Below are 14,599 nucleotides of genomic sequence, written 5' to 3'. Positions count from 1 at the left end.
ATTCTCTCCCTTCCATGTAGGAAGAAAAAAGGGGGGAAGGAACATGCAAACATCTATGGAACCTGCAAAGGGGTTAAATGATTCAAAGCATAGGAAAGTGGCAACCATGTTATCAATCATTCCAGGCGTGGGCCAAATGTATAATAAACAATTTGTAAAAGGTCTTATTTTTCTAGTATTAACAGGTTCATTTATTGTAGCCTTTGCTGATTTATTAAATATGGGATTATGGGGCATTGTAACGCTCGGTACAGAAGTTCCACGTGACCATTCCGTCTTTCTATTAGTAGAAGGGATCTTGGCACTTATCGTTATCGCTTTTGGGCTTGGCATATATGCATTTAACTTATATGATGCATATCAAAATGGGAAGAAACGTGATATTGGAACACCGTTAAATTCTGTAAAAGAGCAATACCGTAATTTGTTAGATCAAGGCTTTCCTTATTTAATGGTTTCACCAGGTTTTCTACTACTTATCTTTGTTGTCGTATTTCCAATCATCTTCGTAATTTTAATTGGATTTACAAACTATGATTTATATCATTCTCCTCCAGCTAAATTAGTAGATTGGGTGGGCTTTAAAAACTTTATTGATATTTTCACATTACCGATGTGGAGAGATACATTTTTAAGTGTATTTTCTTGGACTGTCATTTGGACATTCGTTGCAACAACATTACAAGTTGCACTTGGTATTTTTTTAGCGATTATCGTAAATCAGCCTGGTATTAAGGGTAAGGCAATTATTCGAACAATCTTTATTTTACCGTGGGCTGTTCCAGCATTCGTATCTATTCTTGTATTTGCTGGTATGTTTAATGAAACATTTGGAGCAATTAATAACCAAGTATTAGCTTTATTCGGGATTGAAAAGATTGCTTGGATGACAGACCCGTTTTGGTCAAAGATTGCTTTAATTATGATTCAAACGTGGCTTGGTTTCCCGTTCGTCTTTGCGATGACAACAGGTATACTGCAATCGATTCCAGGAGAATTATATGAAGCGGCTACAGTAGACGGAGCAACTGCTTGGCAACAGTTCCGCAAAATTACATTGCCACTTGTGTTATATGCAACAGCGCCAATATTAATTACGCAATATACGTTTAACTTTAATAATTTTAGTATTATTTATCTATTTAATAACGGGGGACCTGCTGTGTCTGGACAAAATGCAGGTGGAACGGATATTTTAATTTCATGGATCTATAAGTTAACGATGACTTCGGCTCAATACGGCAAAGCAGCAGCTCTTACAATGATTTTATCGTTAATCGTTATTACAGTTGCGTTATGGCAATTTAAGAGAACAAAATCATTCCAAGAAGAGGATATGATGTAAATGAATATTAAACGACAAAAGATGCTACGTCTTTCATTAAGTTATTTAGTTATCTTCATAATGTGTGCGATTGTTTTCTATCCATTACTATGGATAATTGGCTCATCGTTTAATCCAGGTGATAGTTTATCTGGGTCAAGTATTATTCCAAAAAACGCCACATTAGATCATTATCGCAAGCTACTTGATCTCGATTCAAGTAATTACTTACTTTGGTATAAAAATACTTTGAAAGTTAGCGTAATGACGATGATTTTCTCTGTACTAGCCATTAGTTTTACTGCTTATGCATTTTCGAGATATCGTTTTGTTGGAAGAAAGAATGGTTTATTAACATTTTTAATTCTGCAAATGATCCCGAATTTTGCAGCGTTAATCGCACTATATATATTAGCTCAGTTAACAGGATTACTTGATACACACCTTGCATTAATTTTAATTTATGTGGGCGGAGCAATTCCGATGAATACATGGCTTATGAAAGGGTATTTTGATACGATTCCGAAAGAGTTGGATGAATCAGCTCGAATGGATGGAGCAGGGCATTTCCGTATTTTCTGGCAAATCATTATGCCACTTGCAAAGCCAATCGTAGCGGTTGTAGCATTATTTACTTTCATTGGTCCATTTACAGATTTCATTTTAGCGAGTATTATTTTGCGAACACCAGAAAATTATACTTTAGCAGTTGGATTATATGAAATGGTTGCGAAAAAATTCGGTAATGAATTTACAACGTTTGCAGCGGGTTCAGTGTTAATTGCGATCCCGATTTCAATTTTATTCCTATCACTACAAAAATATTTTGTTTCCGGTTTAACAGCTGGAGGTACAAAAGGATGAAAAATGGGACATTACGTCCCATTTTTCTTTTCATCTCCCTATAAATAAGTTTATAGGGAGATGAAAAGAGATTTGACATCACATGTGAAAAGAAGTGAAATAAATAGTATATTATAGTATAGGAAAAAATAGCTATATCCCTTACAATACATGAAGAGGGAGAATAGGATTAGTTTTGCAAGATATAAGAAATGAAAGTTTATGACTTGCAATGAATGCGAGATAAAATATATGAAAAATGACAGAGAAATGAGAGGAGGGGGATTTTTATGACAGTTACAATTAAAGATGTGGCGAAGCAAGCGAATGTTGCACCATCAACAGTTTCTCGTGTAATTGCTGATAATCCAAGTATAAGTGAAAAGACAAAGCGCCGTGTTAGGAAAGTGATGAGTGAATTAGGGTATCATCCCAATTTAAATGCGAGAAATCTTGCGAACCAAACGACGAAAACACTTGGTCTTGTTATGCCAAGTTCTGCAAGTAAAGCTTTTCAAAATCCATTTTTCCCAGAAGTTATAAGAGGGATTAGTTCATTTGCACACGTAGAAGGTTATGCGCTTTACATGTCGACAGGTGAAACGGAAGAAGAAATTTTTAATGGTGTCGTAAAGATGGTACAGGGACGTCAAATTGGTGGCATTATTCTTTTATATTCAAGGGAGAATGATCGGATTATTCAATATTTACATGAACAAAATTTCCCGTTTGTTTTAATAGGAAAACCATATGATCGAAAAGATGAAATTACATATGTAGATAATGACAATTATACAGCTGCAAGAGAAGTGGCAGAATATTTAATTTCATTAGGGCATAAGCAAATCGCATTCATTGGTGGTGGATCAGATTTACTTGTAACGAGAGATCGTTTAGCTGGTATGAGTGATGCCTTGAAATTAGCAGACATTGTATTACCCAAAGAATATATTTTACATTTTGATTTTTCGAGGGAAAGTGGTCAACAAGCCGTTGAGGAATTAATGGGACTGCAGCAACCGCCGACGGCAATTATGGCAACGGATGACTTAATTGGACTTGGTGTGTTAAGTGCTCTTTCTAAAAAAGGATTCGTTGTACCGAAGGATGTTTCTATTGTAAGCTTTAATAATGCTTTATTATCAGAAATTGCGAGCCCTCCACTTTCGACAGTTGATGTGAATATTTATCAGCTAGGATATGAGGCAGCAAAAGCTTTAGTTGATAAAGTAGAGAATGCAGAATCCACTGCAAAGTGTATCATTATTCCTCATAAATTACTAAAACGTCAAACTTGTGATCATTATGCAGAAAAAAGCTAAGAGTTTAACTCTTAGCTTTTTTCTTTAGAAAGGCTTCTAATCGGTCGCAGCCTTCTTTTAAAGTTTCGATACTATATGCATAGGACAAGCGAAGGTAGCCTTCACCGTATTCAGAGAATGCTGTTCCAGGAACTACAGCTAGTCCAGCTTCTTTGACAAGATCAAGTGCAAAATCAAATGATGAAGATGTCAAATGACCAACATATGGGAATAAGTAAAATGCACCTGTTGGCTTTTCAACTGCTAATCCCATTTGAGTGAGTCTATTATATACGTAATCACGGCGTTTTTTATATTGGTGGCGCATCATTTTGGGTGCGTCTTTAGCAGCTGTTAATGCTTCAATCGCAGCGTATTGAGCGATTGAAGTAGCACACGTTACATTGTATTGATGAACTTTTAATATATGTCCTGCTAAATAGCTTGGTGCGAATAAAAGTCCAACACGCCAGCCAGTCATAGAATGTGATTTAGATAAACCGTTAATGACAATTGTCTTTTCACGCATTTCTGGGAAATGAGCGATAGATGTATGCTTTTGTTCATACACAAGCTCGCTATAAATTTCATCTGAAAGGACGAAAATATTTTTATCTTTTAAAACATCTACAATATCTTTTAATTCTTCTGTGGATAAAGTTACACCAGTTGGGTTAGAAGGATATGGTAGTACGATACATCTTGTTTTTTCTGTAATAGCATTTTTTAGCGCGTCAGCTGTTAAACGGAATCCAGTTTCACGAACATCTACAAAAATGGGCGTTGCACCGCATAATCGAATAATAGGTTCGTAACCTGGATAAATAGGAGCAGGTAAAATTACTTCTGTTCCTGGCTCTAAAATCGTTCGGAATGCAACATCAATCGCTTCGCTAGCACCAATTGTAACGATGGTTTCGTTTTCAGGTGAGTAATGTAAATCGTAGTTATCTTTTACGAAGTTACAAGCTGCCTTACGTAATTCTAGTAAACCAGCGTTATGTGTATAGCTTGTATAGTTTTCTGTAATAGCCCGTTTTGCCGCTTCTTTTACGAGAGAAGGTGTAGGGAAATCGGGTTGTCCGATTGTTAAAGAAATCAAATTATCATAGTTTTGAATCATGTTAGAGAATTGACGGATTCCAGAAATTTGGATATCCTTCACTCTAGGGTTAATGAATTGTTCCATTGTATCTCCCTTTCTTCCGTTTGAAAATTAAGTTCATTTTATCATATTTTCTATGATTGCGCTTTGTATATGTAATTTAGAAAGAGAGAGAAAAGAGAAAAGAGAAAAAAAGCCGCTATAAGCGACTTTTTAATATCCGTATTCCCAATCTATTTCATCTTCATTCCAGAGTACAGAGGATACCTTGCCAAGGTGAACAACTGATTCGTTCACAGCACATGTGCAATCTTCATCTCCTGCTTTATGCTGTAACTCTTCATATACTGATTTTTCAACATTTTCTAGAACAACCAAATTTTCTTCTTTTAAAACAAGCGTAGTACCCGCCATATTTATCTTCCTCCTACTAAAGTAATGATCACTTATTTGTAAACATAGATAGTATGGATTATATGCTGTATTTTGCTATAGTTGTCCGTCTAAAAAAGTATTTTTACATTTTCTTTGTAATCCGTATTCATTGTATACTGTACGAAGGAAATTTGGTACAGGGTTTACAATCATTTCGAAAATCTGTAACAATTATTATGAGTTGTTAACAAAGAATTAACAAATATGTTAAGAAAAATCAAAATTTTAAAACAAATAAACCTATAAAATGATATAATCATATCAAAATACATATAGGGGATGAGAGGTTATGGAGCTTATCCGTGATTTGTTGATTCAAATTGCCATCATAATTTTACCACTATTTTTATATGAAGCGATTCGTTTAAATCGCTATCAAGAAATGCCTCCGAAGCCAAATCGTTACTTTATTATGTTTTTATCTAGCGTTACGCTCGTTCTCTCCATGACATACTCTATTTGTTTTGGCAATGTGTGTGGGTATAACTTTCACCCAATTCCAATTGTCAGTGGTTTTTTATATGGTGGGATTGTTGGTTTAATCCCAGCGGTTATTTTTGTTGCATATGAATGGTTACTAAAGGGAATGAGCTTTCTTCCAGTTTTAGAAGTAACATTTCTATTGATAGTTCCGCTATTTTTATCAAAGAAATGGTCTCTTTTTTCAAGAGATAAGAAATTAATTTTAGCATTTATGATTTCATCATTTTATGTGCTTGTTTCTTTAGTATTAGGCATGATTAATGTTCTTTTGGAAACAGGATTTACACCGTATATTTCGCAAATATATAGCGGATTTATATTTGCCTCGCTTATCATGGTCATGACAATGGTATTTCAGGTGTATTTAACTGAATATTTAAATGAAAATGCATTGCTACGTACAGAGATGCAAAAATCAGAAAAGCTTAATATTGTAAGTGAGTTAGCAGCAAGTGTGGCACATGAAGTTCGAAATCCACTTACTGTTGTTCGTGGATTTATCCAATTGCTAGAAAGTACGGAAGATGTGAAGAATAAGGATTATATGCGTCTCGTATTAGCTGAATTGGATCGGGCGGAACAAATTATTTCAGATTACTTGAATTTAGCAAGGCCGCAAATTGAGAAAAAAGAACACATTTGTTTATCAGCCCAATTAATAGAAATGACCACTCTTATGTCGTCATTTGCAGCGATGCAAGGTGTATATTTACAAGTTGAAATTTCAGAAAGTCTTTATACGATTGGTGATAAGACAAAATTGAAGCAAGCTATTATGAATGTTGTTAAAAATGGTATTGAAGCAATTCAAGGAAATAAAGGATATTTAAAAGTAACAGCTATTCAAAAAGACGAAACAATCATAATAAGAGTTAAAGATAGTGGTGTTGGTATGACGAAAGAACAGTTAGCAAGGCTGGGGCAACCATATTATTCTTTAAAAGAAAAAGGGACAGGATTAGGGCTTATGGTAACATTTAGTATTTTACAAGCGCATAATGGTACATTGGAATATAAGAGTGAAAGTGGAAAAGGCACTGAAGCAATTATTATATTACCAGCTGTACAAAATAAGGAATAAAAGTTACCGATGGAAGGTAACTTTTTATTTTATATTGTTTATTCATTTGTTTTTTCTTGTTTTGCTCGGCTAAATAAACTTTTAAATGATTGAAAGAAGCTTTGCTCTTTTGAGGCAGCGACCATTCTTTTTGTTTCTTGAATTTCTCGAATAACTTGCATAAGCTGTGCATCACGATTACTGTCCTTGTTATAAATTTGATTAACCAGTTTATTCATTTTTTCTTCTTGTTTGGATTCTCGTTTATACATATGATTCATTAATAAGTCCATTTTTTCTTTTTGCAATGCATCTGTTTGAGCGGCGTGCTCGACTAACTCTTGAAGCATTTTTTCTTGAGAGCCTTCTTTTACATACACTTGTTGCATCAATTCATCTAGTTTCTCATCCTTTAAACGATTTTGTGTAATTAGAGTAGAATTTTGATGAATAATTGCTTCATTTAATTGAGCTAGCATTTCAAGTTTCAACATGAACTCCTCAAAGTTACGCCCATCTTCTTTTTCTTTCGGTTGTATCTCTTGCTTATCTTGTATAACTGGTACAGGTGGGGCCTCTTTTTCTTTTAAAATAATCGGTATCGTTTCTGAAATATCTTCTTGTAATGTGGCAGCTCTTTCATGTATAGATTTCAATAGTTTTAAATCATCAAGTTTATAAATACGAGCATCAGCTGTTTTAGAAATCATATAACCATGTTCCTCTAACAGTTGACTATATTTGCGGACTATATGTTTTGGGATGCCTGTTTTATTCGTGACATCTTTCGTTTTATAGGTAGCTTCCATGATATTTCCTCCCCAAAAAGTATCGTATATATCATTTCAATCTTTTATGAGGACTTCCTTTGAAAAAGAATGTCGGAAGGCTATTAGTTTTCTACAGCATTAGTGAAAAAATGAAATTTTTTGGCGGAATGGCAAGGAATAACTAAAATAATGTCTGAAAACATATACAGGAGAAGTTTGTTATAATAACTGAGGAAAAGAAACTGGTAGAAACATGGAGGTATACATGAAGCAATTAAAAGGTATTATCATTTCAATTATTGCAATTCTGTCTATTTTAGTAGCAGTTTATGAAGTACTTGTGCCAGAGGAAACAAGTGTAAAGAAAACGAATACGTATGATCAAGTGTTAGAATTTCCGAAAGAACGTTATCCAGAGACAGGAAAACATATTACGGATGCTATAAAAGAAGGGCATTCAGAAGTTTGTACAATCGATCGTGGTGGTGCTGCAGATAGAAGGAAATTGTCGTTAGCACCATATCCATCAAAAAAAGGGTATGATCGTGATGAATGGCCAATGGCGATGTGCAAGGAAGGCGGAAAAGGAGCACATATTGAATATATAAGTCCGGCGGATAACCGGGGAGCAGGCTCTTGGGTAGGGAATAAGTTAGATAAATATCCAGATGGTACGCGTGTGAAATTTGAAGTGAAGTAGTATTTGTACATTTCATAATGAAGGAGAAGGGGAACTATGGAGTTAACAATTTCTTATTCGCAATTAATGTTAATGAACTATGACGGTGAGCAGCCTTATGTAGACTGGACGGATGAAGATTTTGAAAGAGGTTATGCTGAGGCAGAGGGAACTGTTATTTTTGAAGCACTTTCTGATTATACTTGTGAAGTGAAAGTGACCCCAGGGAAACATATTGAAAAAGAAGAAGTGGTTAGAACGATTACGGTTCCTTTTACGGTTGAAAATGAAAGTATCGTTATAACGAGTATTCTTTCAAACAAATTTCAAATATCTATTCCAAATGGTGAGTATACAGTTGTCTTACAAGCAATTCCTCTTGAAGAGCCAACGGATGATGAATTATATAAAATACAATACGAATTCTTCTTTGAAAGTAAAGAATAAAAAATGGGTTATCCTGAGAAAAGGATAACCCATTTTTGTTATGCGTTTGTTTTTAAAAGGGAACGAGCATCTTTCGCTGCTTGAACCATATGTTCTAAAGCTGGAATAACTTCTTCTGTTCTTCTCGTTTTTAAACCACAATCAGGATTAATCCAGAAATATTTAGGATCGCATACTTCTAAAGATTGTTCTACGATTTTATACATTTCATCTTTACTCGGTACACGTGGGCTATGAATATCATATACACCTAGACCGATGCCTTTTTCATATGTTGTATGTTTTAACGTATCAATAAATTCTCCGTGACTTCTTGATGTTTCGATAGAAATTACATCTGCATCTAATGCGCGAATCGCGTCAACAATATCTTCGAAGTTACTGTAACACATATGAGTATGAATTTGTGTTTCATTTGCTACAGAAGAAGTTGCTAAAAGGAAGGATTGTACTGCCCATGTAATATAAGCATCCCAATCTTTTTCTTTTAGTGGCATTCCTTCACGAAGTGCTGGCTCATCGACTTGGATTACTCTAATTCCGGAAGATTCAAGTAGTTCAATTTCGTGACGAAGAGCTAGTGCAATTTGATACGAAACTTCTTTTCTTGGAATGTCATTTCGAACGAAGGACCAATTTAAAATCGTAACAGGTCCAGTTAACATTCCTTTTACAACTTTCTCCGTTAAGCTTTGTGCATAAACTGTTTCCTTAATAGTCATGCCGTTAATAAAGGCTACATCACCATAAATAACAGGTGGTTTTACGCAGCGGGAACCGTATGATTGTACCCAACCGTTTTTAGTGAATGAGAAACCAGCAAGGCGCTCACCAAAATATTCGACCATGTCAGTTCTTTCAAATTCACCATGTACAAGGACATCAAGCTCAATTTCTTCTTGGTAACGAATCCATTTTTCTGTCTCTTTTTCAATAAATTGTTCATATTGTTCATTTGAAATAACACCGTTACGCCATTCTTTTCGCGTTTGACGAACTTCAGTTGTTTGCGGGAAGCTACCAATAGTCGTTGTTGGTAATAGCGGTAACTCCAGGGCAACTTGTTGTAATTCGTATCGTTTTTCAAATGGAAGAGGGCGTGAAAAATCTTCTTCTTTTAGTGCTGTTCGTGCTGCTTTGACATCTTCTCGGTTACGTGCAGCAGATGAGCGAATTGTATGATGTACGTTTCGATATGTTTCCAGCTCAGTACTAATGCTTTCTGTACCTTGAGTGAGAGCGGAATGAATAAGAACTAACTCTTCTAATTTTTGATTTGCAAATGCTAATGCATCAAATAGCTCAGTCGATAAGTGAGTTTCTTCTGTTTTATCGATCGGTGTATGCAATAAGCTACAAGAAGGCTGAACGATGAAATCTTTCGTTTGGACTTGTTTTTGTAACGTTGTAAATAACTCAAGAACTTCATCAAGGTCAGCTCTCCAAATGTTACGGCCATCTATACAACCGACGGCTAAAGTTTTATCAGCTGGGAATCCATATTTTGAAATAGCATTTAAATTACCTTCTTTACCATGAATGAAATCTAATCCAATACCGGATACCGGGAATGTAATAATTTCTTCATAGTTTTCTTCCACGCTATCAAAATACGTTTGTAAAAGAAGAGTCGCATTTGGAACTTCTTTACGAATAGCTTCATAAATTTCTTTTGCTTGTTGAACTTCTTCTTTAGTTAAAGAAGCGAAAATTGGTTCATCAACTTGAATGGCTTGTGCACCAGCTGCATGTAGTTCTGAAAGCAGTTGTACGTAAGGTGCAACTAACTGTTTTAAAATGGAAGGGAATTGTTCTTGTGTATAGCCTTTAGCTAATTTTAAGAAAGTATATGGACCTAAAATAACAGGCTTTCCATCTACTCCTAATTCGTGTTTTGCCTCTTCGTATAAGCGAAGTGGACGATTATCTTTTAAAGAGATTTGTAATCCCTCTTCATATTCAGGAACGATATAGTGATAGTTTGTGTTAAACCATTTTGTCATTTCGGAAGCTACGTGATCTTTAGAGCCACGCGCCATTGCGAAATATACATCAAGGTAAGATGTAAACTCAGAAAAACGTGATGGGATAAATCCTAGCATATAGGCAGTATCCAAAACGTGATCATAATATGTAAAGTCGCCAATTGGAATGAGTTCAATCCCTTTTTCTTGCTGTACTTTTACGTGTTGAAGGCGGATTTCTTTCATTGTTGTTAAAAATTGTTCTTCATCAATTTTATTGGACCAAAAAGCTTCCAATGTTTTTTTCCACTCTCGTTGTAGTCCGATACGTGGATAACCTAAGTTACTTGTTTGAATTGCCATTTTAAATTCCTCCCTAATTGAAAGTAAGCATTTCCGTTTACTAGGAAATACCTATAACAAAAAGTGCAAAGACATAGAAAATAAGCCTTCCTTTTTGTTTTAACACCTCATCATCATCCGTGAATCTATCAGTGTTGTTAAAACAGGCAGGTCTCCTGACTTATGCTTCATATAATTTCTTTCACCTTCCCGCTTTCACAGTGGCACCAAAAAGAAATCTCAGCATTTACAGTGGCGGGACCGTGTTGGAGTTTCACCAAGCTTCCCTTTTAAACACGAAACGAAATGTTCGTGTACCTATTTTCCTTTTGAAAGGAATTTAACAAGCGATATGATATTGAAACAAATTCTAACACAATTTTTGGAATTTTGTCTACTGTTTTAAAATAAGAAAATTCCAAAGTTTTTATTTCTTATTATTCTGACTTTTTATTCTGAAGTAACTAATAATATTACAGTATAAAAAGAGAAATTGAGCTATGAAAGAAGTAGGGATGTCTTCTTTCATAGCTCAATTTTCATCTATAGCAACTTCTGAAAGTCGGCCTGCTATAGCATCTTTAAGGAGGGTGTTTAGCCATTGTAATTCAACTGTAATATGCTCAATTACACTTTGCAAAATATATAGTTGTGCACGTGGAACCTTTCCTTTATTACAATCATATATCGTTTGCATAGTATGTAAATATTGAAGAGTATCGTTTTTCTTTTTTTCTAAAATAGGAACTAATTCGTGATCATTGCTAAAGTGAGCGAAAGATAGGGCTGAATAAATAGGTTTATATATTTGGTTTTTTGCTTCGAATTGTTTTAATAGTAAAGTGTGGAATAGTTTTTTGCCTTCTTCTGTTATATGAAAAATCGTTTTGTCAGGTCGGTTTGTGTCTCTAATTACATTTGTAATGTGAATTGCGCCTTGCTTTTCTAATTGCTCGAAAGCGTAATAAAGTGATCCTTTAGCATATTTAATATAACAATCCATTTGTCGTTCTTTCATAATATGCTGCACTTCATATGGATGTTTATCTCCTTCGAGTAGCAAGCCGAGAATGACTAATTTCATGCTCATGCTGTCTCAACTCCTGTATATAAAAACTTTATACATATTATAAACGGCATATCCTTTTTCATAAAGGGATATGCCGCTTCTTTTTTATATTAACTGACTTGCTTTTGTTTTTCTTTCTTTTTAGGGCCTGTAAAGAGGCGTTCATTTCCCATTAGTAAAATACAAATAACACTTAGTACAGCCGGGATGAGTGCCCAGAAGAATGTGTTCGCAATAGATGTAGCGAGAGCTTCTTTAATACCCGCTAATATTTCAACAGGAATTTTTGCGGTAGCGCCTGGTGATAATAAGAAACTTGTGTCTCCGCCTTTTGGAGCTAATTTTGCTAGTTCAGGGGGGAACACAGAGTTTAGTTTATCTGTAAAAATATGATTTTGAATTGTACCGAAAATCGTTACACCAAGAGTCATACCGAGTGATCGGAAGAATGAGTTTGTTGATGTCGCCGAACCGCGGTCTCGCATTTCTAACTTGTGAATAGAAGACATACTTAATACTGAGAATGAGAAACCAACACCAAGCCCAGCGAGAATCATAAATAGTGTTACGAGTAAACGAGGTGTGTCCATTGTTAAAGTACTTAATGAATAAATACCAAGAACGAAGAAGACACCAGATACCATCATAATGTTACGATAGCTTGTTCGAGAAGCTAATTGTCCTCCTGTTTGACTTCCAATTACAGAACCAACCATCATTGGTGTTAAAATTAATCCAGCATTAGAGGCCGAACCTCCAAGAACGCCTTGAATGAAGATTGGAATATAAACTGTACAGATAATAAAAGCAGCACCATAGAAAAAGGCAACTCCTTGACTAGCTGCGAATAAAGGTTTTTTAAATAGATGGAACGAAATAATAGGCTCGGTTGCTTTTCTTTCTACAAAGAAGAAAATAATAAGCGCAATAACTACTGTTGTAAATAAGCCAATAATTACAGTGGAATTCCAGGCATATTCCTTACCACCAAGTTCTAATGCGAACATTAAGCAAACGATACTTATGACAAGTGTAATAGCACCAGCCCAATCAATTTTTTGTTTTCTAAATTCTAGAGACTCACTGTAGTATTTAGTAATGAAGAAAAAGGAGATAAGTCCTAATGGAATATTGATATAGAAGACCCAATGCCAACTTATATAGTCTGTAATATAAGCACCTAATAAAGGACCGAATACACTAGATGTCCCGAAAACAGCACCGAATAGCCCTGTCATCTTCCCGCGTTTTTCTGGTGGGAAGATATCATACATAATTGTAAAGGCGATAGGCATAAGGGCACCACCACCGATACCTTGAATAGCTCTATAAATACTTAATTGCTCAATACTTGAAGCTGTTCCGCAAAGCGCAGAACCGAATAAGAAAAGAATGAGGCCCCCAATATAAAAACGTTTCCGCCCGTACATATCAGAAAGTTTCCCAAAGATAGGCATCCCTGCCATTGTTGCTACCATATAAGCTGATGTGACCCAAACAAACTTATCAAAGCCTCCTAGGTCTCCAACGATTGTCGCCATTGCGGTTGCAACGATTGTATTATCCATTGCGGCCATTAATATACCAAGCAGCAAACCAGCAACAACAAATTTTGTCTTGTTGGTGTCTTTTTTTAATGGTTGAGTTTCCAAATATAACCCTCCTTTAGAAATAAGTAAACTATATTAAGTTTTGAGTGCAGTGGATAAAAAATTTAAATGTATAGTTGATTTTAATTTCTTTTCCATAAGTGCACTAATATGCCATAAAGAATATTATAGTCAAATTTGACTATAAGGCAAATTTTTTCTTCCGTCAAAATATTCTTTCATATGAGTAGAGAACGAGTGAGCGATACGAATATTGCTATAAAGGAAATGAAGTAAATTGTAAAAAAATTTCATAAAGAACACCTTCTGTTAATAGATGAAAAATGGTTTTTTCTTCATATTGTCGAATAGGATAAAAGGAAGAGAAATATTAAACATTACTTGTAGCAAGCTTTAGTAAGTTGGGGAATTCATTGTGTGTATGGTACATCTGAAATGAGGTGAATATATATTATGAAAATATGGGGACGAATTTCGGATACAGGAAAGTATTCAATACCGCTACAACCAGTATTGTGGATTGACGGATCGAAAAAGGAAAATAAATTTCCTCAAGTAGCCGTTACATTGCAAATTGGTAGTATGTATACAGAACAATTTTCGTATGAATTGACCTACGATGTAAACGACATACTTATTATGCGAATTCAAGTGGAAAATAAAGGGGTAGAAATGATTTCGAGAGTTGTTGTAAGTCATATGATTCGAGATTACTTTGCTTATATTCCTAATTCTTTAAAAGTTGATAAGGGGATAAGTGAGTTTTTATTCCAGCTTGTAAGGTGGCGAATTGATGATTTGTTACCAAATGAAAAGGTGGAACTACGTTGCAAAATAAAAGCTAATAAAGATAAAGCTCTTAAACAAGCATTCTTTCAGGCTACATATACATTTCAAGATAAAGAGATATCATATGGTCCACTGCAAACAAATGAAGTTGTTGTGCGGCAATGATAAAAAGGAACCTGTACAAAAGGTTCCTTTTTTAGTGAAGGTTGTGTTTTTTGAGTATTTTCTTTTGCTCTATTCCTTTTTTTCCTACATAGTTATTTTTGTAGCCAAAGTATAGAATAAATAAAAATGAAACAACATTGAGGGTGTTGCAAAACTCATAAATATCCAAAAATGAATGCATAAAGAAACCCGTTTTCCTGGAAGAATGATAGT

General features: G+C 34.9%; 13 protein-coding genes, 1 pseudogene and 1 riboswitch. Of the genes and pseudogenes, 7 read left to right on the top strand and 7 right to left on the bottom strand.

The features are described 5' to 3' along the window. Positions 1–43: 43 nt before the first annotated feature. The 3 genes from malC (at position 44) to malR (ending at position 3,489) form a co-directional block, all read left to right on the top strand. Positions 44–1,345, top strand: coding sequence for a maltosaccharide ABC transporter permease MalC (malC, locus tag ACQRBL_RS19945; protein ID WP_001194982.1), 1,302 nt, complete (start codon positions 44–46; stop codon positions 1,343–1,345). Further along, a complete protein-coding gene (gene malD / locus ACQRBL_RS19940) occupies positions 1,346–2,188 on the top strand; it encodes a maltosaccharide ABC transporter permease MalD (RefSeq protein WP_001022603.1) in 843 nt (280 codons plus the stop codon). It abuts the gene before it with no gap. A 269-nt stretch (positions 2,189–2,457) separates the two neighbouring features. Continuing rightward, entirely contained in the window at positions 2,458–3,489 is a 1,032-nt protein-coding gene (gene malR, locus ACQRBL_RS19935; RefSeq protein ID WP_016512354.1) for a maltose operon transcriptional repressor MalR, read from the top strand. Between the two features lie 4 nt (positions 3,490–3,493). On the opposite strand, the gene ACQRBL_RS19930 is transcribed toward malR, so the two are convergent. Both ACQRBL_RS19930 and ACQRBL_RS19925 read right to left on the bottom strand, forming a co-directional pair. Further along, positions 3,494–4,657 carry an aminotransferase A gene (locus ACQRBL_RS19930; RefSeq protein WP_023522939.1) on the bottom strand — a complete coding sequence of 388 codons (1,164 nt, stop codon included), beginning with the start codon at positions 4,655–4,657 and terminating at the stop codon, positions 3,494–3,496. Positions 4,658–4,786: 129 nt separating this feature from the next. Beyond that, entirely contained in the window at positions 4,787–4,987 is a 201-nt protein-coding gene (locus ACQRBL_RS19925) for a hypothetical protein (protein ID WP_000929276.1), read from the bottom strand. 310 nt (positions 4,988–5,297) lie between these two features. Between ACQRBL_RS19925 and kinB the strand changes: the two genes are divergently transcribed. Then, positions 5,298–6,572: a sporulation sensor histidine kinase KinB gene (gene kinB, locus ACQRBL_RS19920; RefSeq protein ID WP_000420372.1), complete on the top strand. Its 1,275-nt coding sequence runs from the start codon at positions 5,298–5,300 to the stop codon at positions 6,570–6,572. Positions 6,573–6,610: 38 nt separating this feature from the next. Here the strand turns inward: kinB and ACQRBL_RS19915 are convergent, their stop codons facing one another. Continuing rightward, positions 6,611–7,360 (bottom strand): DUF3967 domain-containing protein, encoded by a 750-nt coding sequence (locus ACQRBL_RS19915; protein ID WP_098685942.1) that lies wholly within the window; start codon positions 7,358–7,360, stop codon positions 6,611–6,613. Between the two features lie 226 nt (positions 7,361–7,586). On the opposite strand from ACQRBL_RS19915, the gene nucA reads away from it, so the two are divergent. Beyond that, positions 7,587–8,021: a DNA-entry nuclease gene (gene nucA / locus ACQRBL_RS19910; protein WP_000811494.1), complete on the top strand. Its 435-nt coding sequence runs from the start codon at positions 7,587–7,589 to the stop codon at positions 8,019–8,021. Between the two features lie 36 nt (positions 8,022–8,057). Further along, the gene (locus ACQRBL_RS19905) at positions 8,058–8,447 is read left to right on the top strand and encodes a competence protein ComJ (protein WP_000424024.1); all 390 of its coding nucleotides are present in this window, start codon (positions 8,058–8,060) and stop codon (positions 8,445–8,447) included. 38 nt (positions 8,448–8,485) lie between these two features. On the opposite strand, the gene metE is transcribed toward ACQRBL_RS19905, so the two are convergent. The 3 genes from metE to ACQRBL_RS19890 form a co-directional block, all read right to left on the bottom strand. Then, positions 8,486–10,774 carry a 5-methyltetrahydropteroyltriglutamate--homocysteine S-methyltransferase gene (gene metE, locus ACQRBL_RS19900; protein WP_411996571.1) on the bottom strand — a complete coding sequence of 763 codons (2,289 nt, stop codon included), beginning with the start codon at positions 10,772–10,774 and terminating at the stop codon, positions 8,486–8,488. A 128-nt stretch (positions 10,775–10,902) separates the two neighbouring features. Beyond that, a riboswitch (cobalamin riboswitch) is annotated at positions 10,903–11,090 on the bottom strand. Between the two features lie 195 nt (positions 11,091–11,285). After that, complete coding sequence (locus ACQRBL_RS19895; RefSeq protein ID WP_000062063.1) at positions 11,286–11,843, bottom strand: PadR family transcriptional regulator; 558 nt, start codon at positions 11,841–11,843, stop codon at positions 11,286–11,288. An 89-nt stretch (positions 11,844–11,932) separates the two neighbouring features. After that, positions 11,933–13,474 (bottom strand): MDR family MFS transporter, encoded by a 1,542-nt coding sequence (locus ACQRBL_RS19890; RefSeq protein WP_023522937.1) that lies wholly within the window; start codon positions 13,472–13,474, stop codon positions 11,933–11,935. A gap of 411 nt (positions 13,475–13,885) precedes the next feature. Here ACQRBL_RS19890 and ACQRBL_RS19885 point away from each other — a divergent pair, with 411 nt between their 5' ends. Beyond that, on the top strand, positions 13,886–14,386 hold the full coding sequence (locus ACQRBL_RS19885; protein WP_023522936.1) for a hypothetical protein: 501 nt from the start codon (positions 13,886–13,888) through the stop codon (positions 14,384–14,386). Positions 14,387–14,417: 31 nt separating this feature from the next. Here ACQRBL_RS19885 and ACQRBL_RS19880 read toward each other — a convergent pair. Beyond that, a pseudogene (locus ACQRBL_RS19880) lies at positions 14,418–14,528 on the bottom strand (phage holin); the annotation flags it as partial. Between the last annotated feature and the right edge of the window lie 71 nt (positions 14,529–14,599).

The sequence above is a fragment of the Bacillus sp. AF62 genome, from assembly GCF_050312695.1.
Lineage (GTDB): Bacteria > Bacillota > Bacilli > Bacillales > Bacillaceae_G > Bacillus_A > Bacillus_A cereus.
The sequence above is the reverse complement of the archived record's forward strand: the minus strand, read 5'-3'. Positions and strand labels throughout refer to the sequence as shown.